At 67.5% G+C, this 25,890-nt stretch carries 25 protein-coding genes and 1 pseudogene; 17 read left to right on the top strand and 9 right to left on the bottom strand.

Annotation, left to right across the window (positions count from 1 at the left end; genetic code table 11):
* Positions 1-12: 12 nt before the first annotated feature.
* The 5 genes and pseudogenes from OK349_RS19525 to OK349_RS07435 all read left to right on the top strand — a co-directional run.
* Positions 13-306, top strand: a pseudogene (locus tag OK349_RS19525) (DUF1428 domain-containing protein); the annotation flags it as partial.
* A gap of 18 nt (positions 307-324) precedes the next feature.
* On the top strand, positions 325-732 hold the full coding sequence (locus tag OK349_RS19530) for a DUF1428 domain-containing protein (RefSeq protein ID WP_265118557.1): 408 nt from the start codon (positions 325-327) through the stop codon (positions 730-732).
* A gap of 105 nt (positions 733-837) precedes the next feature.
* Entirely contained in the window at positions 838-1,596 is a 759-nt protein-coding gene (locus tag OK349_RS07425) for a VOC family protein (RefSeq protein WP_265117177.1), read from the top strand.
* A gap of 70 nt (positions 1,597-1,666) precedes the next feature.
* The gene (locus OK349_RS07430; protein WP_265117178.1) at positions 1,667-2,245 is read left to right on the top strand and encodes a glycine-rich domain-containing protein; all 579 of its coding nucleotides are present in this window, start codon (positions 1,667-1,669) and stop codon (positions 2,243-2,245) included.
* A 134-nt stretch (positions 2,246-2,379) separates the two neighbouring features.
* Positions 2,380-3,201, top strand: a complete 822-nt coding sequence (locus OK349_RS07435; protein ID WP_265117179.1) for a TIGR04222 domain-containing membrane protein — start codon at positions 2,380-2,382, stop codon at positions 3,199-3,201.
* A 234-nt stretch (positions 3,202-3,435) separates the two neighbouring features.
* Here the strand turns inward: OK349_RS07435 and OK349_RS07440 are convergent, their stop codons facing one another.
* Complete coding sequence (locus OK349_RS07440; RefSeq protein ID WP_265117180.1) at positions 3,436-3,990, bottom strand: J domain-containing protein; 555 nt, start codon at positions 3,988-3,990, stop codon at positions 3,436-3,438.
* Between the two features lie 84 nt (positions 3,991-4,074).
* Between OK349_RS07440 and OK349_RS07445 the strand changes: the two genes are divergently transcribed.
* The 4 genes from OK349_RS07445 to OK349_RS07460 all read left to right on the top strand — a co-directional run bounded on the left by OK349_RS07445 (position 4,075) and on the right by OK349_RS07460 (position 6,799).
* Positions 4,075-4,362 carry a BolA family protein gene (locus OK349_RS07445; RefSeq protein WP_265117181.1) on the top strand — a complete coding sequence of 96 codons (288 nt, stop codon included), beginning with the start codon at positions 4,075-4,077 and terminating at the stop codon, positions 4,360-4,362.
* Positions 4,359-4,799, top strand: coding sequence for an NUDIX hydrolase (locus tag OK349_RS07450; RefSeq protein ID WP_265117182.1), 441 nt, complete (start codon positions 4,359-4,361; stop codon positions 4,797-4,799). The genes OK349_RS07445 and OK349_RS07450 overlap by 4 nt, the downstream gene beginning before the upstream one ends.
* Complete coding sequence (locus OK349_RS07455; protein ID WP_265117183.1) at positions 4,799-5,701, top strand: pirin family protein; 903 nt, start codon at positions 4,799-4,801, stop codon at positions 5,699-5,701. The genes OK349_RS07450 and OK349_RS07455 overlap by 1 nt, the downstream gene beginning before the upstream one ends.
* Before the next feature lie 213 nt (positions 5,702-5,914).
* Positions 5,915-6,799, top strand: coding sequence for an alpha/beta fold hydrolase (locus tag OK349_RS07460; RefSeq protein ID WP_265117184.1), 885 nt, complete (start codon positions 5,915-5,917; stop codon positions 6,797-6,799).
* Here the strand turns inward: OK349_RS07460 and OK349_RS07465 are convergent.
* Positions 6,796-7,176 carry a DUF6157 family protein gene (locus tag OK349_RS07465; RefSeq protein WP_265117185.1) on the bottom strand — a complete coding sequence of 127 codons (381 nt, stop codon included), beginning with the start codon at positions 7,174-7,176 and terminating at the stop codon, positions 6,796-6,798. The genes OK349_RS07460 and OK349_RS07465 overlap by 4 nt on opposite strands.
* Positions 7,176-8,237, bottom strand: coding sequence for a DUF2332 domain-containing protein (locus tag OK349_RS07470; protein WP_265117186.1), 1,062 nt, complete (start codon positions 8,235-8,237; stop codon positions 7,176-7,178). Before OK349_RS07470 ends, OK349_RS07465 begins: the two co-directional genes overlap by 1 nt.
* A 60-nt stretch (positions 8,238-8,297) precedes the next feature.
* Here OK349_RS07470 and hisG point away from each other — a divergent pair, with 60 nt between their 5' ends.
* The 3 genes from hisG to nusB are packed head-to-tail and all read left to right on the top strand — an operon-like array spanning position 8,298 to position 10,706.
* On the top strand, positions 8,298-8,957 hold the full coding sequence (gene hisG, locus OK349_RS07475; protein WP_265117187.1) for an ATP phosphoribosyltransferase: 660 nt from the start codon (positions 8,298-8,300) through the stop codon (positions 8,955-8,957).
* Positions 8,954-10,252 (top strand): histidinol dehydrogenase, encoded by a 1,299-nt coding sequence (gene hisD / locus OK349_RS07480; RefSeq protein WP_265117188.1) that lies wholly within the window; start codon positions 8,954-8,956, stop codon positions 10,250-10,252. The genes hisG and hisD overlap by 4 nt, the downstream gene beginning before the upstream one ends.
* Positions 10,245-10,706 (top strand): transcription antitermination factor NusB, encoded by a 462-nt coding sequence (nusB, locus tag OK349_RS07485; protein WP_265117189.1) that lies wholly within the window; start codon positions 10,245-10,247, stop codon positions 10,704-10,706. Before hisD ends, nusB begins: the two co-directional genes overlap by 8 nt.
* Before the next feature lie 411 nt (positions 10,707-11,117).
* On the opposite strand, the gene OK349_RS07490 is transcribed toward nusB, so the two are convergent.
* The 5 genes from OK349_RS07490 to OK349_RS07510 all read right to left on the bottom strand — a co-directional run bounded on the left by OK349_RS07490 (position 11,118) and on the right by OK349_RS07510 (position 17,262).
* Positions 11,118-12,854, bottom strand: coding sequence for a bifunctional metallophosphatase/5'-nucleotidase (locus tag OK349_RS07490; protein ID WP_265117190.1), 1,737 nt, complete (start codon positions 12,852-12,854; stop codon positions 11,118-11,120).
* Between the two features lie 49 nt (positions 12,855-12,903).
* Positions 12,904-14,187 carry a UDP-N-acetylglucosamine 1-carboxyvinyltransferase gene (murA, locus tag OK349_RS07495; protein ID WP_265117191.1) on the bottom strand — a complete coding sequence of 428 codons (1,284 nt, stop codon included), beginning with the start codon at positions 14,185-14,187 and terminating at the stop codon, positions 12,904-12,906.
* Positions 14,188-14,261: 74 nt separating this feature from the next.
* Positions 14,262-14,597: an ATP-dependent Clp protease adapter ClpS gene (gene clpS / locus OK349_RS07500; protein WP_265117192.1), complete on the bottom strand. Its 336-nt coding sequence runs from the start codon at positions 14,595-14,597 to the stop codon at positions 14,262-14,264.
* Positions 14,598-14,753: 156 nt separating this feature from the next.
* Positions 14,754-15,503 carry a phasin family protein gene (locus OK349_RS07505; RefSeq protein ID WP_265117193.1) on the bottom strand — a complete coding sequence of 250 codons (750 nt, stop codon included), beginning with the start codon at positions 15,501-15,503 and terminating at the stop codon, positions 14,754-14,756.
* A 91-nt stretch (positions 15,504-15,594) separates the two neighbouring features.
* The gene (locus OK349_RS07510) at positions 15,595-17,262 is read right to left on the bottom strand and encodes a PHA/PHB synthase family protein (protein WP_372340570.1); all 1,668 of its coding nucleotides are present in this window, start codon (positions 17,260-17,262) and stop codon (positions 15,595-15,597) included.
* 263 nt (positions 17,263-17,525) lie between these two features.
* Here OK349_RS07510 and OK349_RS07515 point away from each other — a divergent pair, with 263 nt between their 5' ends.
* Together OK349_RS07515 and OK349_RS07520 are read left to right on the top strand one after the other, a co-directional pair.
* Positions 17,526-18,731 carry an LL-diaminopimelate aminotransferase gene (locus OK349_RS07515; RefSeq protein WP_265117194.1) on the top strand — a complete coding sequence of 402 codons (1,206 nt, stop codon included), beginning with the start codon at positions 17,526-17,528 and terminating at the stop codon, positions 18,729-18,731.
* A gap of 101 nt (positions 18,732-18,832) precedes the next feature.
* A complete protein-coding gene (locus OK349_RS07520; protein ID WP_265117195.1) occupies positions 18,833-20,608 on the top strand; it encodes a sensor domain-containing diguanylate cyclase in 1,776 nt (591 codons plus the stop codon).
* 3 nt (positions 20,609-20,611) lie between these two features.
* Here the strand turns inward: OK349_RS07520 and OK349_RS07525 are convergent, their stop codons facing one another.
* Positions 20,612-21,118 carry a winged helix-turn-helix transcriptional regulator gene (locus OK349_RS07525; protein ID WP_265117196.1) on the bottom strand — a complete coding sequence of 169 codons (507 nt, stop codon included), beginning with the start codon at positions 21,116-21,118 and terminating at the stop codon, positions 20,612-20,614.
* A 145-nt stretch (positions 21,119-21,263) separates the two neighbouring features.
* On the opposite strand from OK349_RS07525, the gene OK349_RS07530 reads away from it, so the two are divergent.
* The 3 genes from OK349_RS07530 to OK349_RS07540 all read left to right on the top strand — a co-directional run bounded on the left by OK349_RS07530 (position 21,264) and on the right by OK349_RS07540 (position 25,881).
* Positions 21,264-21,575, top strand: a complete 312-nt coding sequence (locus OK349_RS07530) for a CC_3452 family protein (protein ID WP_265117197.1) — start codon at positions 21,264-21,266, stop codon at positions 21,573-21,575.
* A gap of 101 nt (positions 21,576-21,676) precedes the next feature.
* Entirely contained in the window at positions 21,677-23,764 is a 2,088-nt protein-coding gene (locus OK349_RS07535) for a RelA/SpoT family protein (RefSeq protein ID WP_265117198.1), read from the top strand.
* Positions 23,765-24,051: 287 nt separating this feature from the next.
* A complete protein-coding gene (locus OK349_RS07540; RefSeq protein WP_265117199.1) occupies positions 24,052-25,881 on the top strand; it encodes a DUF885 domain-containing protein in 1,830 nt (609 codons plus the stop codon).
* Positions 25,882-25,890 lie beyond the last annotated feature (9 nt).

Below are 25,890 nucleotides of genomic sequence, written 5' to 3' on the forward strand. Positions count from 1 at the left end.
AGGAGAGAAACGATGACCTATGTCGAAGGATTCCTGACCCCCGTCCCCACCGCCAACAAGGAGGCGTACAAGAAGCATGCCGAGGGCGCCGTCGAGCTGTTCCGCGGCCTCGGTGCGACCCGTTTCGTCGAAGCCTGGGGCGACGACGTGCCCGACGGCAAGGTCAACGACCTCAAGAAGTCGGTCGACCTCAAGGACGACGAGACCGTGCTGTTCAGCTGGCTCGAATACCCCGACAAGGCGACGCGCGATGCGGCCAATCAGAAGCTGCAGGACGAGAACGCGGCCGAGATGATGAAGGACATGCCGTTCGACGGCAGCCGCATGATCTTCGCCGGCTTCGAACCGATCGTCGATGTCGGCTCGTCCGAAGGCGCCACCTATCTGGACGGCTATGTGCTGCCGGTGCCCAAGGCGAACAAGGAGGCCTATCGCGAAGTGGCGCAGAAGATGACCGACCTCTTCAAGGAATTCGGTGCGCTGCGCGTGGTCGAGGCATGGGGCGAGGATACGCCCGACGGCACCAAGACCGACTATAACCGCGCGACGCTCAAGAAGGACGACGAGGCGGTGGTCTACAGCTGGATCGAGTGGCCCGACAAGGCGACCCGCGACGCCGGCTGGGAGAAGATGATGAAGGACGAGCGGATGCAGCCCAAGGAGGAGCCGCCGTTCGATGGCAAGCGGATGATGTGGGGCGGCTTCGCGCCGATCCTCGACACCGCCAACTAAGTTCCCCTGCCGCCCGCAGCGGTGGAAGCAGGCGCGGGCCGCCCCCTCCCGCGCCGTCAGCTCCCGCCGCTGCGGGCGGTTTCTCATGTCTGCAGGAGAATATCGATGACCAATCCGCATGGAAGCTGGATCTGGTACGAGCTGCTCACCACCGACGCCGACGCGGCGATCGATTTCTACGGCAAGATCGTCGGCTGGACGGCGAGCAAATTTCCCGGCGCCCCTGCCGACTACAACATCATGTCGGCCGGCGAGGACGGTGTCGCTGGCATCATGAAGAACCCCGCACCCACCGCACCTGCCTGGCTCGGCTATGTCGGTGTCGATGACGTCGACGCGACGGTCGCGAAGATCGAGCAGCTCGGCGGCAAGATCCATATGCCGCCCACCGATCTCGAGGGCGTCGGCCGCATGGCGATGGTCGAGGATCCGCAAGGCGCGCATTTCTACGTCATGCGCGGCAGCTCGCCCGAAGACAGCAAGGCCTATGGCCGCATGGAGATGGGCAAGGCGAGCTGGAACGAGCTCCAGACCACCGACGATGCCGCGGCGCTCGCCTTCTATTCCGAGCTGTTCGGATGGAAGAAGGAGGGGGCGATGCCGATGCCGTGGGGCGAGTACAGCTTCCTCAAGGGCGGCAGCAGCGAAGAAATGTGGGGCGCGATGATGCCGCGCGAGAAGGCGGAGAATCCGGTCAGCTGGAACTTCTACTTCCGCGTCCCCGATATCGACACGGCCTTCGCCAAGGTGAAGGAACTTGGCGGCACCCCCTTCCACGATCCGATGGAGGTGCCGGGCGGCGAGCGCGTGTTCTTCGCCACCGACCCGCAAGGCGCCGCCTTCGGCCTCGTCGCGCCGAAATAGGGTCTCGATAGCGGGGACGGCGCCGCCACGTATCTTGACAAAATCTCCTATTATGATACTGGGAGATTAGATGCGCGAAGCGGACTCCGTCCCCGCCTCACTCGCCGGACACCCGGTCTGGCAACGACTTTCCAGTTACGAATTCGGTCCCCCCGAAGCGGCACTCCCCTTTGCCGCGCGGCTCGCGCGCGACAATGGCTGGAGCGCCGCGACGGCGGCGCGGGTGGTCGAGGAATATCGCCGCTTCGCCTTCCTCGCCGTCACCGGCGACGCGCAGGTCACGCCGTCCGACGCGGTCGACCAGGCCTGGCATCTCCACCTCACCTATACCCGCGACTATTGGGAGCGCTTCTGCCCGGATGTCCTGGGCAAGCCGCTCCACCACGGCCCCACCGCCGGCGGCCCGGACGAGCATAACCGCTTCTATCGCCAATATGCCGACACGCTGGCCCGCTATGAGGCCGCGTTCGGTGTGGCGCCTCCTTCCGACATCTGGCCATCGGCCGCGCAGCGGCTGCTGGACGATCCCCGCGCGCGGCGGGTGCATCCGCGCGACGCGTTCATCCTTTCGCGCTCGCAGGCCGCGCTGCTCCTGCTGGCGTTCATCGGGCTGATCGCGCTCGCGCTTTTCCTGTGGGTTCAGCAATAATGCTGAACCTCGGCACCAGCCCGCTCCCCCACCCGGCCACCCAACGCCAGTATCCTATGGGTGGCCGGGTGGGGGAGCGGGCTGGTGCCGCATCCGGTTCGGCTTTGCCGAACCAAACAAGGGAGTGACCTCTTATGTCTCTCGGCCCCTTTGACTGGACCGGCGGACCCTTTCTCACCCTCTACGCGATCCTGCTGGTCATCGTCGTGATCGCGGGGATCGTCATCCCGATCCGGCTGCTGCCCGAAGGCCGCAGCCAGAAGGTGCGCGACCCCGACAGCCTTGCCTATCTCGCCGGCGGCCGCACGCGCTTCGCCGACGGGATCATCACCCGCCTGCTCGCCGGACGCGCGCTGGCGATGAACGGCAAGAACAAGCTCGACGTCCTCATGCGCAACGGCGCGACGCCGGTTGAGAACAGCGTGCTCGCCCTCTCCCCGCCGCTCGACTGGCCGCGGATCGAGCGTACGCTGCGGCCGGCCGCCGACACGCTGCTCGAAAGGCTCCGGCACGCCGGCCTGATGCTCACCGGCGCCGAGCGCGCCAACCTGCGCTACTGGGCGCTGCTGCCCTATCTCACGCTGCTGATGTTCGGCGCCACCAAATGGTTCATCGGCGACGCGCGCGAGCGGCCAGTCGGGTTCCTCACCCTCCTGCTGATCGTCACCGCGGTGCTCGCGCTGATCCGCGCCTTCTCGATCGCCAGACTCACCCGCGCCGGCCGCGAGGCGCTGAGCGAGGCGCGCACGGATGCCGACCGCATCCGCCGCGCCCCGCTTCCCGCCGAGACCGGCCTCGCAGTGGCCCTGTTCGGCACCGCGGTGCTGGCCGGCTCCGAGTTCGACGCCTTCCACAAGATGCGCGCGGCGAGCGGCGATGGCGGCTCGTCGGGGGGCGGCGACGGCGGTGGTGACGGCGGCTGCGGCGGAGGCGGCTGCGGCGGCTGCGGAAGCTAGTCGTATCGAAAGCGGGTAAGTTTCCGATTCCTCCCCCGGAGGGGGAGGGGGAGTTGCGAGGTCGAACGCGCCCCGCGCGTTCGAGGATCGTCCGGGGGACGATCCGACCTCGAACTCGAAGCTGGTGGAGGGGTAGTTTCGGCAAGCGACACCGCATGAGGAGAATACCCCTCCGTCACCGCTTCGCGGTGCCACCTCCCCCTCCGGGGGAGGAATGATTCAAAGTCCAACGCCCTACGCGAATGCAGGCGAGGCCTTGAGCTGCTGATAGGCCTCGATCACCCGTTGCAACGCCCCCTCGTGGCTGCGGTCCCCGCCATTGCGGTCCGGATGGTATTTGCGCACCAGCTCCGAATAGCGCCGCCGCAGCGCCATCCGGTCCGCATCGACTTCCAGCTCCAGCGTTCGCAGCGCGTCGCGGTCCTTCCCCGACAGCGGCTTGCCGTCCTTGCGCTCGGCCGGCATCGCCTGGCGCCAGCGCGCACCGATCGCATCGAGCGGATCGCTGAAGTCGGCCCAGCGCGGCGGCCGGTCCACGCCACCCGTCGCGCTGAACGCCCGCGTCTCGCGCTCCCACCCGGCGAGCGGCCGCTGCGCCGCGTGGATCTCGTCGGGGCTCATGCCCGAGAAGAAGTTGTAGCCCGCGTTGAACGCGCGGACATGGTCGAGGCACAGCCAGCGATATTCGGGCGGATGGTCGCTCGGGCGCCGGTCGCCCAGCAGCGGCGCGCGGAACTCGCCCGGCTCCGCGCAGCCCGGCTCCGCGCACAGCCGCCCGGGCGCTTCCACGCGGCCGTGGAAGCGGGAGTTGGGACGATCTTTTCGCGGCTCCGACACTCGAACTCCTGATACAAAACCGCCTATATAGGCGCGATGACCAGTCCCGCTACCGGCCCCGTCGCCCAGCAAATCGCCGCCCGCCTCACCGCGGCGCTCGCCCCGTCGAAGCTCGACGTGATCAACGACAGCGCGAAGCATCGCGGCCATATGGGCGACGATGGCAGCGGCGAATCGCACTTCACCGTGGTGATCGAGAGCGCCGCCTTCACCGGCAAGTCGCGCCTCGAACGCCAGCGCCTGGTCAACCGCGCGCTCGGCGACCTGATGACCGAGCGAGTCCACGCCATGGCGATCCGCGCCACCGCCCCGGAGGAAGCATGACCGAACGTACGCTCCGTCCGGCGGCACGCATCCTGCTGACGGATCCGGCCGGGCGCGTCCTGCTGTTCCGCTTCACGCCGGACGGACGGCCGCCCTTCTGGTGCACGCCGGGTGGTGCGCTCGATCCGGGCGAAAGCTATGAAGAGGCCGCCCGGCGCGAGCTGCGCGAAGAGACCGGGCTCGACCTCAATTGCGGGCCGGAGATCGCACGCCGTCAGGTCGAGTTCGTGACGGTCGAAGGCGTGCCGGTCAGCGCCGACGAACGCTATTTCGCGGTACGCACGGAAATCACCGACATCGATTGCGGCGGTCACACCGATCTGGAACAGAGCGTGATGCGCGAATGGCGCTGGTTCGACCGCGAACAGCTGGAGCGCCACGATGAACCCTATTTCCCCAGCGACCTGGGGGCGATGCTGGCGCTGATGGAGGCATGATGACCACCGACGATCTCTTCATCCACACGATCACGCCGACCACGCACGATCTCGGCGGGTTCAAGGTCCACCGCACATTGCCCTCGCGTCCGCGCACGATGGTCGGCCCCTTCATCTTCTTCGACCAGATGGGCCCGGCGCATCTGGAGATCGGCACCGGCATCGACGTACGCCCGCATCCGCATATCAACCTCGCCACGGTCACCTATCTTTTCGCGGGCGCGATCGACCATCGCGACAGCATCGGCACCTTCGCGACGATCGAGCCGGGCGCGGTCAACCTGATGACCGCGGGCAACGGCATCGTCCACAGCGAGCGCTCGCCCCAGTCCGAGCGCGACGCCGGCCCCGAGCTCTCCGGCATCCAGACCTGGCTCGCACTGCCCGAGCGCGTCGAAGAGATGGACCCGGCGTTCGAGCATGTCGCCGCCACCGACCTCCCCATCGTCGATTCCGGCAACGCCCGCGCCCGTGTCATCATGGGTTCGCTGTGGGGCGCCAGCGCACCGACCACCACCTATGCCGGCACCATCTATGCCGATATCGAGCTCGCGCCGAACAGCAGCGTGCCGATCGATGCGGAGGCGGACGAGCGCGCGGTCTATCTCGCCATGGGCCAGGCTTCGCTCGACGGCTGGGAGCTCGAGCCGCAGACGCTCTACGTGCTGCGCCCGGGCACCGCCGCCACGCTACGCTCGACCAACGGCGGCCGTGTCATGCTGTGCGGCGGCGAGGCCTTCGCCACCCCGCGCCATGTGTGGTGGAACTTCGTCTCGTCCGACCGCGACCGCATCAACCAGGCCAAGGAGGACTGGAAGGCCGGCCTGTTCCCCAAGGTGCCCGGCGACGACAAGGAGTTCATCCCGATCCCCGAAGTGCCCAAGACGGTGAGCTACCCCTGAAGGCTCGCGCTCGTCGATCTGCTGCCTGAACCCGGCACCTATTTCTCCGTCATGCTGAACTTGTTTCAGCATCCATCGTGCCACCAGCGGCTCAGTCGCCTGTGGAGAAATGGACCCTGAAACAAGTTCAGGGTGACGGCGCTTTTGGAAGGGGCTTGAACCAACTCCCACCGCGTGAAACAAACCCAATATTCGAAAATGGAGGGCGGACACATGGCGGACTTCGAGCTTCAGCGCATCGCGCTGCCCACCGGCGTCGAGCTCGACGTCGCCACCGCCGGCGACCCCGCGGCGCCGGCGATCATCCTGCTCCACGGCTTCCCCGAATCGCACCGCACCTGGCGTCACCAGATCCCCGAGCTCGCGCAGACCCATTTCGTCATCGCCCCCGACCAGCGCGGCTTCGCGCGCTCGTCCAAGCCCGAGGGCGTCGAGAACTACGCGCCGGACAAGACCGTCGCCGACCTGCTCGCGCTCGCGACGCATTTCGGCAAGGACCGCTTCGTCCTGGTCGGCCATGACTGGGGCGGCGCGATCGCGTGGATGGCCGCGCTCCAGCATCCCGACCGGGTCGAGCGCCTCATCATCGTCAACGCACCCCACCCCTTCGTCTTCCAGAAGTCGCTGTTCGACGACATGGCGCAGCGCGCCGCCAGCCAGTATATCCGCCTGTTCCGCAATCCTGGCCTCGACGCGCAGATCGCCGCGATGGGCCTCGGCACCTTCTTCGACACCACCTTCGTCCGGCACGCCGATCCTGAACTGCTCGCGCCAGAGCGCGACGCCTATCTCGACGAATGGAGCCAGCCCGGCGCGATGACCGCGATGCTCAACTGGTACCGCGCCAGCGCCATTGCCGTTCCTGCAATGGACGAGACGCCCGAGCGCCCCGCCTTTCTCGACGGCCCCTTCCCGCCGCTGCGGATGCCGGTGCTCGTCATCTGGGGCATGGGCGACAAGGCACTGCTCCCCGTCCAGCTCGACGGGCTCGATGGGCTCGTTCCCGACCTCAAGGTCGTCAAGGTCGACGCCGGCCACTTCGTGCCGTGGGAGAAGCCGGAAGCGGTCACCGCGGCGATCCAGGGCTGGCTGCCCTAGCGGCTGCGGCGCATCCCGGGCGTCTTCTTGACCGCCGGATCGGCGAGCAGCCGCGCATAGGCGTCGCTCTCCATCGCCACCAGCGCGATACGCCCCTCGCCGTCATGATGGATCCCCCAGCCGAACAGCTTGACCAGCGGCGACGCGCGCAGGCACGCCTGCGGCTTGGCGAAAAAACTCTCGCGGTCCTTGTCCCCGCCCCGTGCGACATGCGCGGCGTGGAGCAGGTCGTCGCTGGTCATCGCATAGGGTGGCCCTTTGAGCAGCGCGTGCTGCGCCCCGGCGACCGACCCGGGCTTTTCGGGAATCGTCCCTACGCTGACCGGACAGTCGGACGACACCGTCACCAGCGTGTCGCGATAATTGGTCGTGTACATCAGAACCACTCCGCCCAGGCGCCATGTGGATGCGCCACGCCGAGCAAGTGGCGCTCGCCGCCTCCCGGCCAATAGCGCACCACCAGCTCATGTTGCAGCGTCTCGCGGTTCGCCTCCAGCATGATCCACGCCAGCGGCCGTTCCGCGCTCGCCCGCGCGCCCGCCGTCTCCATCGCCGCAGTGATCCGCGCTCGCCGCGCATCGCCCAGATATTGCCAGACGATCGAGTGCATCAGCACCCGCGTGCTCCCCGGCGCCTGCGGCCTGGCCAGCTGCGCCTCGACGAATTCCGCTGCATCCCCCTGCACCAGATCGGGCTTCTTCTCCCCCGCCGCGTGCGCTGCGAAGTCCAGTCGCGCAAACCGTTCCGTGTGCTCACGCCAAACGAACGCCCGCAGCCGCAGCAGCTGCGCGGGATCGGTCAGGTCGACCGGCGCGAGGTCGCAACCCCGGATCGCCTCGAACCCCCAGCCCGGCGGCGGTGCAGGCGGGGGCTCCCCACGCCATTCGGGCGCGATCCGCATCCCCGACTGGACCGGTCCGACGCCGACCCCGCCCAGCTCGTAGCGATAGCGATCGATCATCAGGTTGATTCCCGCGCTCGACCCGATCTCGAAACACTCCCAGCGCGGCGGCAGCCCCTGCGCGCCGAGCCACAGCATCGCCGCCACATAGCCCCAGGAGCGCCCCGCCTCGTTGGTCTGCGGCGGCCCGTCGAGCCATGGCAACAGCGCCGCGTCATGCCGCGCGATCGCCTCGCCCACCAGCCGCTCGGCATCGGCCAGCGCCTCGGGCTCACCGGCATAGAGCGGCGCCAGCGCCGGCTCTGCCCCGGTCAGATTGAGCGCGTGCAGCCCCGCCGCCGCGCGCAACGGCAGCGCATCGGCCATCGGGACGCCCGGCCATTCACGGATCGCCTTCAGGAACGTGCCCGGGCCGTCGATATTCGCCAGGATCGCCTCGACCACGCACATCGTGATCGTTCCGCCATTCGCCCGGCAATAAGCAACCTGGTTGGCGAACGCCGCCCGCACATCGTTCGAAGTCATCCAGTCGCGCATCGTGCGAATCTCCCGCCGCTTGTTGCGCCCGCCCGCCCCCCCAAGTAAAGGCGCGCCACCATGTCGGAGCCGATCATCCTTGCCGTGCCCAAGGGACGCATCCTCGAAGAGGCGCTTCCCCTGCTCGCGCATGCCGGGATCATCCCCGAACCGGCCTTCGCCGACGAGGGCAGCCGCGCACTCAGGTTCAAGACCAACCGCCCGGACATCGACCTGATCCGCGTGCGCGCGTTCGACGTCGCGACCTTCGTCGCGCACGGCGCGGCGCAGCTCGGCATCGTCGGCTCGGACGTGCTCGACGAATTCGCCTATTCCGAGCTCTACGCGCCGGTCGATCTCGGCATCGGCCATTGCCGCCTGTCGGTCGCCGAACCGGCCGCGCTCGCCGCGACCGACGATCCGCGCGGCTGGAGCCATGTCCGCGTCGCCACCAAATATCCCTCGCTTACCCGCCGCCATTTCGAGGCGCGCGGCGTGCAGGCCGAGTGCATCAAGCTCAATGGCGCGATGGAGCTGGCCCCGATCCTCGGCCTTGCCCCGCGCATCGTCGACCTGGTCTCGTCGGGCCGCACGCTCAAGGAGAATGGCCTGGTCGAGGTCGAGGTGATCCGCGAGGTCACCAGCCGCCTGATCGCCAACCGCGCCGCGTTCAAGACCCGGCCCGAGGTCGTCCCGCTGGTCGATGCCTTCCGCCGCGCGGTCGAGCGCGAGGCGGCGTGATCCGCCTCTCCACCTCCGAGCCCGGCTTCGCCCAGGCGTTCCGCGACCTGGTCGACGCCCGGCGCGAGGCCGACGCCGATGTCGCGCGCGACGTGCGCACGATCGTCGCCAGCGTCCGCGACGAGGGCGACGCCGCGCTCCACGCCTTCACCAGGAAGTTCGACCGCCACGACTTGAACGACACCGGCTGGCGGATCGAGAAGGCCGATTGCGCCGCCGCGCTCGACGCGCTCGAGCCGAAGTTGCGCGACGCGCTCCAGCTCGCCGCCGACCGCATCACCGCCTATCACGAAAAGCAGAAGCCGGCCGACAGCGATACCACCGACGCCGCGGGCGTACGCACCGGCGCGCGCTGGAACGCGGTCGAGGCGGCGGGCGTCTATGTCCCCGGTGGCCGCGCGGCCTATCCCAGCTCGGTGCTGATGAACGCCATCCCGGCCAAGGTCGCTGGGGTCGATCGCCTCGTCATGGTCACACCGACCCCCGACGGCGAGATCAACCCGCTCGTCCTCGCCGCGGCCGAGATCGCCGGCGTCGACGAGATCTGGCGCGTCGGCGGCGCGCAGGCGATCGCCGCGCTCGCTTACGGCACCGGCCGCATCGCCGCGGTCGACGTGATCACCGGCCCCGGCAACGCCTGGGTCGCGGAGGCCAAGCGCCAGCTCTATGGCGTGGTCGGGATCGACATGGTCGCCGGGCCGAGCGAGATCGTCGTGGTTGCCGACGGCAAGAACGATCCCGAATGGATCGCCGCCGACCTGCTCAGCCAGTCCGAGCACGACCCCACCAGCCAGTCGATCCTGCTCACCGACGACGCGGTCTTCGCGGGCAAGGTGGCCGAGGCGGTGGATCGCCAGATCGGCGCGCTCTCGACCAAGGCAGTCGCCCGCGCGAGCTGGGACGCCAACGGCGCAATCATCCTCACCGCCACGCTCGACGAGGCGATCCCGCTGGTCAACAAGCTCGCCCCCGAGCATCTCGAGATTGCCTGCGACGATCCCGACGCCCTCTTCGCCCGCGTCCGCCATGCCGGCTCGGTGTTCCTCGGCCGCATGACGCCCGAGGCGATCGGCGATTACGTCGCCGGCCCCAACCACGTCCTCCCCACCGGCCGCCGCGCACGCTTCGCGAGCGGCCTGTCGGTGCTCGATTTCATGAAGCGCACCAGCTTCCTCGCCCTCGACGATGCCGGCCTCGCCGCCATCGGCCCCGCCGCGGTCGCGCTGGCGGAAGCCGAGGGCCTGCCCGCGCACGCGAAATCGGTCGCCGTGCGTTTAGGAACCAATCATGCCTAGCCCAACCGCCAAGTCCCGTTCCAAGGCCCGCGCCGCCGCGCGCCTCGCCGCCGTCCAGGCGCTCTACCAGCAGGAGATGGAGAAGACCCCGCTTCCCAGGCTGCTCAACGAGTTCCACCAGCACCGGCTCGGCGCCACGATCGAGGATGTCGAGTATGCTGATGCCGACACCGATTTCTTCGACGACATCGTTCAGGGCGTCGATGCGCGCCGCGACGAGATCGACGCGCTGATCGCCTCCAAGCTCAGCAGCGACTGGAGCTTCGACCGGCTCGACCGCCCGATGCGCCAGATCCTGCGCGCCGGCGCCTATGAGCTGCTCGCCCGCAACGACGTGCCCACCGGTGCCGCGATCAGCGAGTATCTCGACGTCACCGACGCCTTTTACGACCGCCGCGAGAAGGGCTTCGTCAACGGCCTGCTCGACGCCATCGCCAAGGCGGTGCGGAGCTGAGGGTTACAATCACTCCCCCGGAGGGGGAGGTGGCATCGCGCAGCGATGACGGAGGGGTAGTTTCGGCAAGCGATGGCGCGTGGGGAGAATACCCCTCCACCGGCTTCGAGTTCGAGGTCGGATCGTCCCCCGGACGATCCTCGAACGCGCGGGGCGCGTTCGACCTCGCAACTCCCCTCCCCCTCCGGGGGAGGAATTCGAGGCAGACCGCGGCACAAACCGCCGAGGCCAGCTTGCAATGTTGGAATTGATTTGCTCGGCTCAGAGCGTGCCGCGACATTTGCGGCCCGCTCTTTGACATCGAGAATCATACGCCCGCGGCGCTTGACACGCCGCGCGACACCCCCTCAAATCGTCAACTTCCCCTCAGGGGCGTATCAACTTCGCTCATTTCGGGTAGGCACTGTCAACTTAACGCGGCGTCACGTCCTTGACCCGCCCCAATGCCGGGGGCTCCACCATCTGCCCCCGCGCAAACCATGCCTCCAGCGCGTCGAGGTCGAGCATTCCGCCCGCCACGTCCCTGCCCGCCTTGAACGCGCTGAACCCATCGCCGCCTCCACCGAGGAAGCTGTTCACCGTCACGCGATAGACCGCATCGTCGCGCAGCGGCTCGCCGCCCACCAGCGGCGCGATGATCCGCTGCCCCTCGGGCCTGGACAGATCGTAGCTGTAGGTGAGCCCCGCCGGGAACAGCAGCGCCGTGCCGTCGGCTTTGGCGAATTGCTGCTCCAGCACCGCGCGCAACTGCGCCCCGGTCATCTCCTTGACCTGCAGATTGTTCCCGAACGGCTGCACCGTATAGAGGTCGCCAAAGGTTACCCGGCCATCCGTCGGCGTGAGCGAGGCGCGCACTCCGCCCGGATTCATCAGCGCCACCTGCGCCCCGCTCGCCCGTGTCGCCGCAAGCTGCGAATCCGCGATCAGCAAGCCCAGCGGCGACTCCTTCATGTCGTCATTCTCGTCGCGCAGGATCGGCCCGGACGCCCGGCCCACGACCCGCTTCGCCCGCGGCTCGGCGGCCGCGGCGTAGCGCGCGACATGCGCCGCGACCGCCGGATCGGCGGCGAAGGTCGGGAAGGCGGGCGCGGGCTTCACCGGCCCGGCGCTGCTCGTCACGCCGTCGCCCTGCACGATCACCTGGCGTGCGTCCTTGCCCACCACCCGCTTGGTCACGGGATCGAAGCTCAGGTCGATGTCGGTCAGCATCACGCCATTGTTGCCTGCGCTGGTCAGCAGCAACGGCCTGGCGGGGTCGGTCGCGCCATAGTCGCAGATATAGGCGCGGTGCGTATGGCCCGACACGATCACGTCGATCGCCGGGGTCAGCCGCTTGGCGATGTCGACGATCGGCCCCGACAGGCCATCGCACTTGTCGGGCTGATCGGAGCGCGCGGGATAGCCGCCCTCGTGCACCAGCATCACCACCGCGTCGGCGCCCCTGGCCTTGAGGTCCGCCGCCAGCCGGTTCGCAGTGTCCGCCTCGTCGGCGAAGGTGATGCCCTTGATCCCCGCCGGATCGACATAGTTGCCGGTCAGTCGCGTCGTCAGCCCGATGAAGCCAATCGTCACCTTGCCCCGGCCGCTGCCGAAGCTGCGCAGCGCGGTGCCGGGGAACAGGCTGGTCCCATCCGCCTGGATCGTATTGCCGGCGAGATAGCTATAGGCCGCGCCCTTGAACGGCTCGATCTGGCACGGCTGGACCTTGGTCAGCTTGGCGCAGCCGCCCTGTTGGAGCCGCTTCAGTTCCTCGGCGCCGCGATCGAACTCGTGATTGCCCGCGGCGTTGATCTCGAGCCCGGCCATGCTCAGCGCCTTGACCGTCGGCTCGTCGAGGAACAGCGACGAGACCAGCGGGCTCGCGCTGGTGAGGTCGCCTGCCGCGACCACCACGCTGTGCGCCGCCTTGGCCCTGAGCGACTTCACCGCACTGGCGAAATAGGCCGCGCCGCCCGCCGGCACCTTGACCACCGATCCGTCCGGCGCCTGCACGTCAATCGCCCGCCCCGGCGTCTCGAGCGCGCCATGGAAGTCGTTGAAGGCGATGATCTTCACGGTCAGCGGCGCGCCCGCAGGCCCAGCCGCCCGCTGTTGCGCACAGCCAGCCAGCGCCAGCGCGCCCAGCGCCGCCAGAGTGATCCGCTTCATCGATTAGCTCCCACGAGTCGTCTCGCGGCAGCGGATATCAGTCGTGGCGTCAGCCGTCACCGACGCGTTCGATGTCGGCACCGACGCCCTGAAGCTTCTCCTCCAGACGCTCGTAGCCGCGGTCGAGGTGATAGATGCGGCTGACCTGCGTCTCCCCCTCTGCGATCAGGCCCGCCAGGATCAGGCTCATCGACGCGCGCAGGTCGGTCGCCATCACCGGCGCGCCGACCAGCCGGTCCACGCCGCGCACCACCGCGGTGCGCCCGCTCACCGTGATGTCCGCCCCCATCCGCGCCAGCTCGGGCACGTGCATGTAGCGGTTCTCGAAGATCGTCTCGGTCAGCATGCTCGCGCCCTGGGCCTTGCACAGCATGGCCATGAACTGCGCCTGCATGTCGGTCGCGAACCCCGGATAGGGCGCGGTCGAAAGGGTCAGCGGCTTCAATGCTCCGTTCGCGGCGACTCGCACGCCGCCCGCCTTCTCCTCCACCGTCACGCCCGCCTCGACCAGCGCGTCGAGCGTCGCGCGCATGTCGTCGGCCTTCGCCCCTTCGAGCAGCACGTCGCCGCCGGTGATCGCCGCGGCGCAAGCATAGCTGCCGGCCTCGATCCGGTCCGGCATCACCTTGTAAGTCGCGCCGTGCAGCCGTTCGCGGCCCTCGATCGTCAGCGTCTCGCTGCCGATGCCGTGGATCGACCCGCCCATCGCCACGAGGAGGTTGCACAGATCGACGATCTCGGGCTCGCGCGCAGCATTCTCGAGCACTGTCGTGCCCTTGGCGGTCGCCGCCGCCATCAGCGCATTCTCGGTCGCGCCCACCGACACCACCGGGAAGCGATAGCGTCCACCCGCCAGCCGCCCGCCCGGCGCGGTCGCCTTGACGTAACCCGCGGCCAGCTCGATCTCGGCGCCCATCGCCTCCAGCGCCTTCAAGTGCAGGTCGATCGGCCGGTTGCCGATCGCGCAGCCGCCGGGCAGCGACACCGTCGCCTCGCCCGCGCGGCCGAGCAGCGGCCCCAGCACCAGGATCGACGCGCGCATCTTGCGCACGATGTCATAGGGCGCGACCGTCGAGGTGAGGCGCGAGGCGCGCACGGTGAGCACCCGCCCGAAATCATTGGGCCGCGTCCCCTCGATCGCGGTCGACGCGCCGAGCTCGTTGAGCAAATGCCCGAAGCCGTCGGCATCGGCGAGCCGCGGCAGGTTGCGCAGCGTCAGCGGCTCGTCGGTGAGCAGCGCGCAGGGCATCAATGCGAGCGCCGAATTCTTTGCGCCCGAGATCGCGATTTTACCGGAAAGGCGCTTGCCGCCGCGAATGAGGATACGGTCCATTCGCGGGCTTCTACCGACTCGCGGGCCGGGCGCAAGCGCCGCTGGCGGTCAACGGGCCCCGGCGTGAACCGCGCTCACGCCTTCTCCAGCGTGCATTGCAGCGGGTGCTGGTTCTGGCGCGCGAAATCGATGACCTGCGCGACCTTGGTCTCGGCGACTTCGTAGCTGAACACCCCGCACACCCCGACGCCGCGCTGGTGGACATGGAGCATCACGCGCGTCGCCTCTTCCATGTCCATCTTGAAGAAACGCTGCAGCACCAGCACGACGAACTCCATCGGCGTGTAGTCGTCATTGAGCATCAGCACGCGATAGGGCGTCGGCTTCTTGGTCTTGGCGCGGGTGCGCGTGGCGACGCCGGTGGCGGAGCCGCCATCGGCATCATCGTCGCGGTCGGCATCGTCTGCCATGAGGAGCGGTTGGGGCGGCACTGTCATGAGGACTTCAAAAATATGGCAGCCGGGAATCGAGGGCAAGGGCACTAACCGCGAATTTCGGGGACTGCAGGCGAGAAAAAGGGCGGCCGCTTGCGCGACCGCCCCACTTGTTCCGATCCGAGCGATGGCTCAGGCCGCGGTCTTCACCTTCTCGACGGCAACCGCGAAGCGGTTCGAGACCGGCTGCGCGGCGTCGCCGGCGAGCTTGATGAACGCTTCGGTGTTCTTCGAGGTCTCGGCAACCAGCGAGTCGAACGTCGAGCGGGCATAGTCGCTCTGCAGCTTGAAGAAGTCGGCGGGCGACTTGACGGCCGCCAGGCTCTTCAGCGTCGCGGTCGCGTTCTCGAACGACTTGCGGCTGTACTCGGCGGCGTCCTGGCCCAGGGCCTCGAAGCCCTTGGCAGCGATCTTGCCGCTCTCGACGAGCGCTTCGACATTGCCCTTGGCGAAGTCGGTGAACTCACCGGCGAGCTTGGTGTTCTTCTCCACCGCAGCCTTGGCGCGGTCGTTGAAGTCGGCGAAAAACGCCTGGGTCTTCTCGATCGTGGTTTCCATGATGTCAGTTCCCTTGGTTGCGGTGTCCGCCATCTGCGGGGCGGTGTCCTTAATGATCTCGGCGACGGGCGCGGCGGCTTCCGCGAACGTCTCGGCTGCAGTCTGCGTAACTTCCGAAACGGTTTCCGCGGTGACCTGGGCGATCTCCGCGACCGGTTCGGCAACGATCACCGGCTTTGCCGCCTCGACGACCGGGGCCGGTGCGGCCTCGGGCTTCGGAGCGGCGGTCTTCTTCGCGACAGGTGCAGCCGCCTTGGGCTTCACCGGAGCGGGGGTCTTGGCGGCCGGCTTCTTCGCGCCGGTTCCGGGAGCCTTGCTGGCCATATGCGGTCCTCGCAGCGATTGTTGCGACGCAGCATATACGTGGTTAGCGAGACAGTTTCAAGACGCTTTTTGTGCAGTGCACAATAATCCTCTACCGGGCTCTGGCATAGCTTCCGGGAGCGTCACCAAGTTCCTGATTATGCTTTGGAATACGCGCACCTTTAGCCGGCACCCGCGCGCCATCGAGCGCGTCGATCCAGCCGATCCAATCGGGCCACCAGCTGCCCTTGGTTTCCGTCGCACCCGCAACAAACTCGTCGAGCGTTGCCGCCGGTTCGTCGTTGGTCCAATATTGATATTTGCCCGCCGCCGGCGGATTCACCACCCCGGCGATATGCCCGGATCCGGCGAGCACGAAGCGCATCGGCCCCGCGAAATGGCTGGTCATCTTCCATACGCTGCGGGCCGGCGCGATATGGTCCTCGCGGCCCGCCTGGATATAGGCGGGCACCATCACCTTGCTCAGGTCAACCGCCGTCCCGCCGATGCTCAATGCGCCCGCCTGCGCCAGCAGATTGTCGCGATACAGGTCGGACAGATAGCTCGCATGCCATTTGGCGGGCAGGTTGGTGACGTCCGAATTCCAGTGCAGCAGGTCGAACGGCACATAATCCTCGCCGAGCAGATAGTTGCTCGTGACATAGTTCCAGATCAGGTCGCGCCCGCGCAGCAGGTTGAAGGTCGCGGCCATATAGCGCCCGTCGAGGAATCCCTCGGTGGTCAGCGACTGGATCAGTGCGAGCTGCTCGTCGTCGACGAAGACGTTGAGGTCGCCCGCCTCGCTGAAATCGACCTGCGCGGTGAAGAAGGTCGCGCTCCTGACCTTGCCGGCCTGCCCCCGCGCGGCGAGCACCGCCAGCGTGGCGGCCAGCGTGGTGCCCGCAACGCAATAGCCGATCGCATGCACCGCCTCGACGCCAAGCAGCTCGCGCACCGTGTCGATCGCATCGATCTGGCCGCGCTCGACATAGTCGTCCCACACCACATCGGCCATCGACGCGTCGGCCGACTTCCACGACACCACGAACACGGTCAGCCCCTGCTCCACCGCCCAGCGGATGAAGCTCTTCTCGGGGCTGAGATCGAGGATGTAGAAGCGGTTGATCCAGGGCGGGAAGATCACCAGCGGCGTCTCGAACACCGTCTCGGTCGTCGGCGAATATTGGATCAGCTCGTAGAGCGGCGTGCGCTTGACCACCTTGCCCGGCGTGGTCGCGATGTTCCTGCCGACCTCGAACACGCCCTCGGCGGTCTGGGTCATCTGCCCCCTGCCGAGATCCTTGAGCATATGGGCGAGGCCCTTGAGCAAATTCTCGCCCTTGGTCTCGATCGTCCGCTCGAGCACCAGCGGGTTGGTCGCGGGGAAGTTCGACGGGCTCATCGCGTCAATGAAGCCCTGGGTCACGAAGCGCAGCTGCTCCCGCTGCTTCGGCGTCACCCCCTCGATCGTCTCGACGCCCTTGAGCAGGTGGCGCGAGAGGGTGAAATAGCTCTGCCGGATGAAGTCGAACACCGGCTGCTCGCGCCATTGCGGCGCCTTGAAGCGCTTGTCGCGCGCCTGTTCGGGCGTCTCCTCGAACGGCGCCGCCTTGGCGGGATCGAGGAAGCGCTGCCACAGAGCCATCGTGTCCGCCCAGAAGTCGGCGCCGGCGCGCATCGCGGCGGCGGGATCGAGCGGCGACGCGGCGGGCAAGGGCGGCGCCTTGGCGACGAGATCCAGGCCCTGCTCCATCATCATCTGCTGGGCACGGCCGAGCACCCAGGTCCAGTGCTGAAGCTCCTCCAGCGTCGGCGCCGCGGTGCCTTCCTGCGCCCCAGCTTCGGGAGCAGGAGAAGATTGGCGTTCGGTCTTCGGCTTTTTCGCCGCGGGCTGGCGGGGCTTGGCAGTCTTCGCGGCCTTGGGTGTCGCCGTCTTTTTCTTTTCCGCCGCCACTCGCCTCTCCTCTGGCACCCCTGCCTGGTCCCTGTATAACGGCTCCGCGCATCCCGCGCGACCTCAAGAGGAGCTCACCGAGAAATACGATGTCCGAGGAATTCTACCGCATCAAGCGCCTGCCGCCCTACGTCATCGCCGAAGTCAACGGCATGCGGGCAGCAGCACGTGCGGCGGGCGAGGACATCATCGATCTCGGCATGGGCAATCCCGATCTGCCCCCGCCCCAGCACGTCATCGACAAATTGTGCGAGGTCGCGCAGAAGCCTTCGGCGCACGGCTATTCGCAGTCCAAGGGCATCCCCGGCCTGCGCCGCGCCCAGGCCAATTATTATGCTCGCCGCTTCGGGGTCGATGTCGATCCCGAGAGCGAGGTCGTCGTCACCATGGGATCGAAGGAAGGGCTCGCCAGCCTCGCCACCGCGATCACCGCGCCGGGCGACGTGATCCTCGCGCCCAATCCGAGCTATCCGATCCACACCTTCGGCTTCATCATCGCGGGCGCGACGATCCGCGCGGTGCCGACCACCCCGGACGAGCGCTATTTCGAGAGCCTCGAGCGGGCGATGAGCTTCACCGTGCCGCGGCCGAGCATCCTCGTCGTCAACTATCCATCGAACCCGACCGCGGAGACGGTGGATCTCGCCTTCTACGAGCGGCTGGTGGCGTGGGCGAAGGACAACAAGGTCTGGATCATCTCCGACCTCGCCTATTCCGAGCTCTATTACGACGGCAAGCCGACCGTCTCGATCCTGCAGGTCAAGGGCGCCAAGGACGTCGCGATCGAGTTCACCTCGCTCTCCAAGACCTATTCGATGGCCGGCTGGCGGATCGGCTTCGCGGTGGGCAACAAGCAGCTCATCGCGGCGATGACGCGGGTGAAGTCGTATCTCGATTACGGCGCCTTCACCCCCGTCCAGGCGGCCGCCTGCGCCGCACTCAACGGGCCGCAGGACATCGTCGAGACGAACCGCGAACTCTATCACAAGCGCCGCGACGTGCTGGTCGAGAGCTTCGGCCGAGCGGGATGGGACATCCCCTCACCCGCCGCGTCGATGTTCGCCTGGGCACCGCTGCCGCCTGCGCTCGCGCATCTCGGCAGCCTCGAATTCTCCAAGCAGCTGCTCACGCACGCCAAGGTCGCGGTCGCGCCGGGCGTCGGTTACGGCGAGAATGGCGAGGGGTTCGTGCGCATCGCGCTGGTCGAGAACGAGCAGCGCCTGCGCCAGGCGGCGCGGAACGTGCGCAAATATCTGGTGTCGATGGGTGTCAACACCGGCGCGAAGACGGCCTGACCGCGATCGGACGCGAAGGCATCGGTTTTCGACCCGCCTTCGCGTCCGCTGAAACTCTGGTGTCAACCCGGTCTTAACGCCGCCCGTCTAGGGACGGGGAGATGGTTCAGCTTGCCCGAACCGGCCGGAGTGCGCTCGTCATGGGCGGCGTGGGCGTCGCCTATTTCGCGCTCGCGCTCGCCGCGATCTCGTTCACGCGTCTCAGCGACAATGTCGCGCTGCTCTGGCTCGCCAACGCGACGCTGCTTGCGGCGCTCTGCACGCGCCCCTCGCGCGAGCATCTCCGGCTGCTGCTGGTCGCGGCGGTGGGCTCGTGCGCGGCGACGATGGTCATATCCCCCTTCGCTCCGCTCGCGCCGATCTTCGTCGTCGCCAATCTCAGCGAGGCGTTCCTCGGCTGGAAGCTGCTCGGCTATCTGGGCCAGGCACGCGGCGTATTCCTGCGGCTGCGGTCGATTCCTGCCTTCGTCCTCGCCGCGGGCTTCATCGCACCCGCCGCCAGCGGCGTGATCGCCAGCCTCACCTTGTGGCTCGCGCGCGGTGTCGAGCCGTCCTTCACCTGGACCAACTGGATGATTGGCCACGGCCTCGGCATCCTGATCGGCACGCCGGTCGCGCTGCTTGCGCTTGGCGGCCGCAATTATTGGGAGGGGCTGACGCGCCGGTTCGATGTCGCTAGCTTCGTCCTGGTGATGGCCAGCGTGGTCGCCGTCGTCTCGGTGACCTTCTCCCAGAGCAGGCTACCCTTGCTGTTTCTTCCGATCCTGCCCGCGATCATCGCCACCGCGATGTTCCGGTTCGCGGGCGCCGCGCTCAGCGTGTTCGCGATCGCGGTGATCGGCGCCATCTACACCATGGCCGGTCATGGGCCGGTGGAGCTCGTGGAGGGCAGCCAGGCGGTTCATCTGCAATTCTTCCAATTCTATATCGGCATCATCTTCCTGATCGCGCTGCCGTTCGCGACGCTGATGGCGGAGAACCGGCGGCTCGCCGACGCCGTCGCGGCGAGCGAGGCGCGCTACCGGATGATCGCGGACAACGCCTCGGACGCAATGTTGACGCTCGACCCCTGGGGCACGATCCGCTTTGCCTCGCCCGCCGTGCGCGAACTCACCGGCCTCGAGCCGCTGGCACTGATCGGCCGCAACGCGCTGAGCCTTATCGCGGAGGAGGATCGCGAGCGCGTGCGCACGGTCCATCTCGCCGCGCTCGCCGCACCCGATTCGACCCATCGCGTCGAATATCGCGGTTTCGTCGCCGGTGGCGCGACGCGCTGGTTCGAGACCACCGCGCGCGCCGTCGCGAAGGAGAATGGCCGGATCGCCAGCATCGTCAGCGTCGTCCGCGACCTCAGCCTGCAAAAGGCGCGCGAAGCCGATCTCGAGCGCCAGGCGACGACCGATCCGATGACCGGTGTGCTCAACCGCCGCGCCTTCCAGCAGCGGCTGGACGAAATCCCGCCGCGTGACTTCGGTCATGTCGGAACGCTGGCCGTGCTCGACCTCGATCACTTCAAGCGAGTGAATGACCGGCTGGGCCATGCCGCCGGCGACGCCGCATTGCTCAGTTTCGCGGATGTGATGCGCGCGAACCTGCGCGGGGAGGACGTGATCGCGCGGCTGGGCGGCGAGGAGTTCGCCATCCTCTTCCCCACGCTTTCCGCATCGGCCGCGCTGGCCGCTTGCGAGCGGCTGCGCCACGCGCTGGAGACCACGGACATCGCGACAGGAGCGGGCAGTTTCCGCGTCACGGTGAGCATCGGGCTCGCGCCGATGCATGCCAACGTGCCCGCCGACGAACTGATGCGCCGCGCCGACGCCGCGCTCTACCGCGCCAAGGCGGCAGGGCGGAACCGCACCGTGCTTGCGGACAAATGAGCCTTACTCCGCCGCCTCCTGCGCGGCGGTCTGACGGCCTTCGCCCACGACGTCCTCGGGCAGCGACCAGAGCAGGTCGTGCTTGGTCAGCGGCCGGCCGTCATGGCTCATCACCTGCACCGGCGCGATCCGCCGATGGTCGCGGGCGTCCACCAACACAGGCGTAGCAGGCTCGCCGGTCTCCCAGCGCTCGCCCCATTGCCGCAGCGCGACCATCGTCGGCAGCAGCGCGAAGCCCTTGTCGGTCAGGCGATATTCCACCTTGCGGCGGTCGTCGTCGCACGTCCGCCGTTCGAGGATGCCATGATCGACCAGCCGCGCCAGGCGGTTGGCAAGGATGTTGCGCGCGATCCCGAGCTCCGACTGGAACTCCTCGAAATGATAGAGGCCGTTGAACGATGCGCGCAGGATGAGGAAGGACCAGCGCTCGCCCATCGCCTCCAGCGCGGCGGGAAGGCTGCATTGATTTGCCAGCTGACGAAGCGGCTCTCGCAGTCCGTTATGACCCATGACCGTTGAACCTACTCCAATTTCCCTTGCCGACAAACCGCTTAAGTTGCGGCGGCGCAGCACCAGTTTTCGATTGCAACTTAAAACCTAGTTTGATAAGTAGCGATTCGCAACCTTTGTTGCGCCTACCCCAGGGAGAATCATCATGATCCGCCTCGCCCCGCTCGCCGCCGCCGCGCTGTCGCTCGCGGCGTTCATGCCTTCGGCCGCGCTCGCCCAGTCGGGCGGCCACTACGCCGCAACCGCCGTGGAAGCACCGAAAAAAACCAGCTTCGTCACCCAGAACACCATCTGGAAGTGCAAGGATGCCGTGTGCACCGCGCCCAAGACCTCGACCCAGGACAAGGTGATGTGCGAACGCGCCGTGCAGCGCGTCGGCGCGCTCTCCGCGTTCAGCGTCGGCGGCACCGCGTTCGACACCGAAGCGCTCGCCGCCTGCAACGCGCGCGCCAAGTAAGTCACACCAAAGCCACACCTGCGCGGGCATCGGCGTCGCCGGTGCCCGCTTCGCATTGAAACTTATTGCAAAGCAGCAGCCCGCCGCACCATCTTGGACGGGTGTTGCGTCAATATGAACTTGTCGATCGGGTCCTGAGCTATGACCCCGAAGCCGATGAAGCGCTGCTCAATCGCGCTTACGTCTTCTCGATGCACGCGCACGGCAGCCAGAAGCGCGCCTCGGGCGACCCCTATTTCAGCCACCCGATCGAGGTCGCCGGCATCCTGACCGACCTTCATCTCGACGACGAGACGATCGCCACCGCGATCCTCCACGACACGATCGAGGATACCGTCGCGACGCCCGACGAGATCCTCGCCAGGTTCGGCCCCAGCGTCGCGCGGCTGGTCGACGGCGTCACCAAATTGTCGAAGATCGAGGCGCAGACCGAGAACGAGCGCGCCGCGGAGAACCTCCGCAAGTTCCTGCTGGCGATGTCCGACGACATCCGCGTGCTGCTGGTCAAGCTCGCCGACCGGCTGCACAACATGCGCACGCTCCACCATATCCCGAACCCGGACAAGCGCCGCCGCATCGCTCGTGAGACGATGGACATCTATGCCCCGCTCGCCGAGCGGATCGGCATGTACGAGTTCATGAACGAGATGCAGACTCTCGCCTTCCAGCAGCTCGAGCCGGAAGCCTATGAGTCGATCACCAAGCGGCTCGAGGCGCTCAAGGTCGAGGGCGAGGACCGCATCGCCAAGATCGGCTCGGGCCTCAAATTATTGCTGTCCCGCGGCGGGATCGAGGCCGATGTCTCGGGCCGCGAGAAACACTCCTACTCGATCTGGAAGAAGATGTCGGAGCGCCACGTCAGCTTCGAACAGCTGTCCGATATCATGGCCTTCCGCGCGATCGTCGGGACCGAGGAGGAATGCTACCGCGCGCTCGGCATCATCCACCGCCGCTGGCCGATGGTGCCGGGCCGGTTCAAGGATTACATCTCGACCCCCAAGCGCAACGGCTATCGTTCGCTCCACACCAGCATCATCCATGCCGGCGACACGCGCGTCGAGATCCAGATCCGCACGCGTGAGATGCACGCCCAGGCCGAATACGGCCTCGCCGCGCACTGGGCCTACAAGCAGGACAATGTCCGGCCCGACACGCAGGTGCGCTGGATCCAGGACTTGGTCGAGATCCTCGAAAATGCCGAGAGCCCCGAGGAGCTGCTCGAGCATACGCGGATGGCAATGTACCAGGACCGCATCTTCGCCTTCACGCCTAAGGGCGAGCTGATCCAGCTGCCCAAGGGCGCGACGCCGATCGACTTCGCCTATGCCGTCCACACCGATCTCGGCGACCAGTCGGTCGGCGCCAAGATCAACGGCCGCGTCGTCCCGCTGCGCACCGAAATCAGCCAGGGCGACCAGGTCGCGATCCTCCGGTCAAAGGCGCAGCGGCCGCAGGAAAACTGGCTCAACTTCGCAATCACGGGCAAGGCGCGCGCGGCGATCCGGCGGCATCTGCGCCACAAGGAGCGCGACGAGACGATCGCGCTCGGCCGCAAGCTCTATGACGAGATCGTCGGCCATCTGCCCGTGCCGATCGGCGAGGAGGCGCTGGGCGCCGCGCTCACTCGCCTCAAGCTCGATGACGCCGACGGCCTCATGGAGGCGATCGCGCGGCGGAAATTCACCGACGCGCAGGTGATGGAAGCGCTGATGCCCGGCTCGACCGAGGGCGACGCCCCCGCCCTGCCCGCCGCGCGCGAGCCGATCTCGATCAAGGGCCTCACCCCCGGCGTCAGCTTCACCCTCGCGACCTGCTGCCACCCGATCCCGGGCGATCGCATCGTCGGCGTGCGCCAGCCCGATGCGCCGATCGAGGTCCACCAGATCAGCTGCCCCAGGCTCGACGATGTCGAGGACAGCGACTGGATCGACATCGGTTGGGGCGACAAGGCCGAGGGCGGCACGGCGCGCATCGCGGTCACGCTCAAGAACGAGCCCGGCGCGCTCGGCGCGGTCGCGACGTTGCTCGGCCAGCACAAGGCGAACATCCTCAACATCCGCTTCGACACGCGCGACACCACCTTCCACACCAACATGATCGATCTCGAAGTGCGCGACGCGGCGCATCTGATGAAGCTGGTCGCCGCGCTCCGCGCCGCCGATGCGGTGAGCTCCGCCGAACGGGTATAGGTAGCAATCAACCCTCCCCCGCCAGGGGGAGGGTTGATGCTTGCCCGACGATTCGACCAACGTCGTTGCAATGTTGGAACCGATTTGCTTGCCTTCGCCGATGCATGGCCATCCCTTGCCTTCCTCGCGTGCGCGTCGGGACCGCGTCGCGTGACGGCAAGGGGGAATCGGGGGAGACGTAGTGTGAGCTTTGACAGCTTCCGTTGCCTACACCCCGTCGCTGCAGGCCGAATCACTCGCCGTCCCGGAACCTGGGCTCACGCCCGCTAACCCGAAAGGATCGCTCCTTGGATCGCCGCACCTTCCTTGCCTCCGGCACCGCTGCCGCCGCGCTAGCCGCATCCCCCGCCGCCGCCCGCGCCATGCAGGCCGCAGCGGCGCCTGCCGCCGGGCCGGGCGACGCCGGACTCAACGCGATCTTCGACTCGCTGCTCAAGGACATGATCCAGCGCGCGCCCGAACTCGCCACGTCGATCGGCTTCGACAAGGGACCGGGCGCGGCGCTCAAGCGCCAGCTCACCGACCGCTCGCCCGCCGCCAAGGCGAAGACGCAGGCTGAGACCAAGGCGTATCTCGCCAAGATCGAGGCGGTCGATCCCGCGACCCTCTCCGAATCCTCGAAGCTCGACCGCGAGATCGTGATCTACTCGGTCAAGAGCCAGCTGCTGCCGCGCGACAAGTTCCAGCTCGACGCCGTGATGCGCCCCTTCGCGATCTTCCAGCAGGGCGGCGTCTATTTCTCGATGCCCGATTTCCTCAACACGACCCACACGATCGCGACCAAGGACGACGCCGAGGCATTGCTGTCGCGGCTCGAGCAGATGGGCCAGGCGCTCGACTACAACACGCAGGAACAGGCCGAGCTTGGCAAGCGCGGCGTGGTCGCGCCCGATTTCTCGCTCGATCTCACCATCGAGCAGATGGGCAAGCTGCGCGCCCCGGCGCCGATCGACAACACCATCGCCAGGTCGCTCGTCCAGCGCACCGCCGCCAAGGGCATCGCCGGCGATTGGGGCGCCCGGGCCGCGAAGATCATCGAGGCATCCGTCTATCCCGCGCTCGACCGCCAGCTCGCGCTGATCAAGCAGCAGCGCGCCACCGCACGCACCACCGCAGGCGTGTGGGACGTGCCGCAGGGCGACGCGATCTACGCCGCAGCGCTCGCCCAGGCGACCACCACCAACTTCTCGCCCGACGAGGTCCACCAGATCGGCCTTCAGGAAGTCGCCGAGATCAGCGCGCAGCTCGACACGATCCTCAAGGCGCAGGGTCTGACCAAGGGCAGCGTCGGCGAGCGGCTGACCGCGCTCAACCAGCGCCCCGACCAGCTCTATCCCGACACCGCCGCGGGTCGCGCCGAGCTATTGAAGTCGCTCAATGCCGACAATGAGAAGGTGGCAAAGCTGCTGCCCAAGATGTTCATCAACCCGACCAATGCCCCGCTCGAGATCCGCGCGGTGCCGGTCGAGATCCAGGACGGCGCGTCGAACGGCTATTACAACCGCGCCGCGCTCGACGGATCGCGCCCGGCGATCTACTTCATCAATCTGAAGAGCGTCGCCGACTGGCCCAAATTCTCGCTGCCCTCGCTCACCTATCACGAGGGGCTGCCGGGCCATCACCTGCAGATCAGCACCTCGCAGCAGGCCGAGGGTCCGATGATCCGCAAGTTCAGCTTCTTCGGCGCCTATACCGAGGGCTGGGCGCTCTATGCCGAGCAAGTCGCCGACGAGCTCGGCGCCTATGCCAACGACCTCGAGCGCGCCGGCTATCTCCAGTCCTTCCTGTTCCGCGCGGCGCGGCTGGTGATCGACACCGGCATCCACGCCAAGAAATGGACCCGCGAGCAGGCGACCGATTACATGGTCAACACCGTCGGCTTCGCCCGCCCGCGCTCGCAGCGCGAGATCGAGCGCTATTGCACGCAGCCCGGCCAGGCGTGCAGCTACAAGATCGGTCACACCAGCTGGGTCCGCGCGCGCAAGAAGGCGCAGGAGATCGCCGGGGCCAAGTTCGACCTCAAGCAGTTCCACGAGGTGATCCGCCGCGGCGCCACGCCGCTCACCATCCTCGAACGGCTGGTGGAGGAAGACGCCCGGCGGATGGCCTCGGCCTAGCTTAATCCT

The organism is Sphingomonas sp. BT-65 (genome assembly GCF_026107375.2).
GTDB lineage: Bacteria > Pseudomonadota > Alphaproteobacteria > Sphingomonadales > Sphingomonadaceae > Sphingomonas.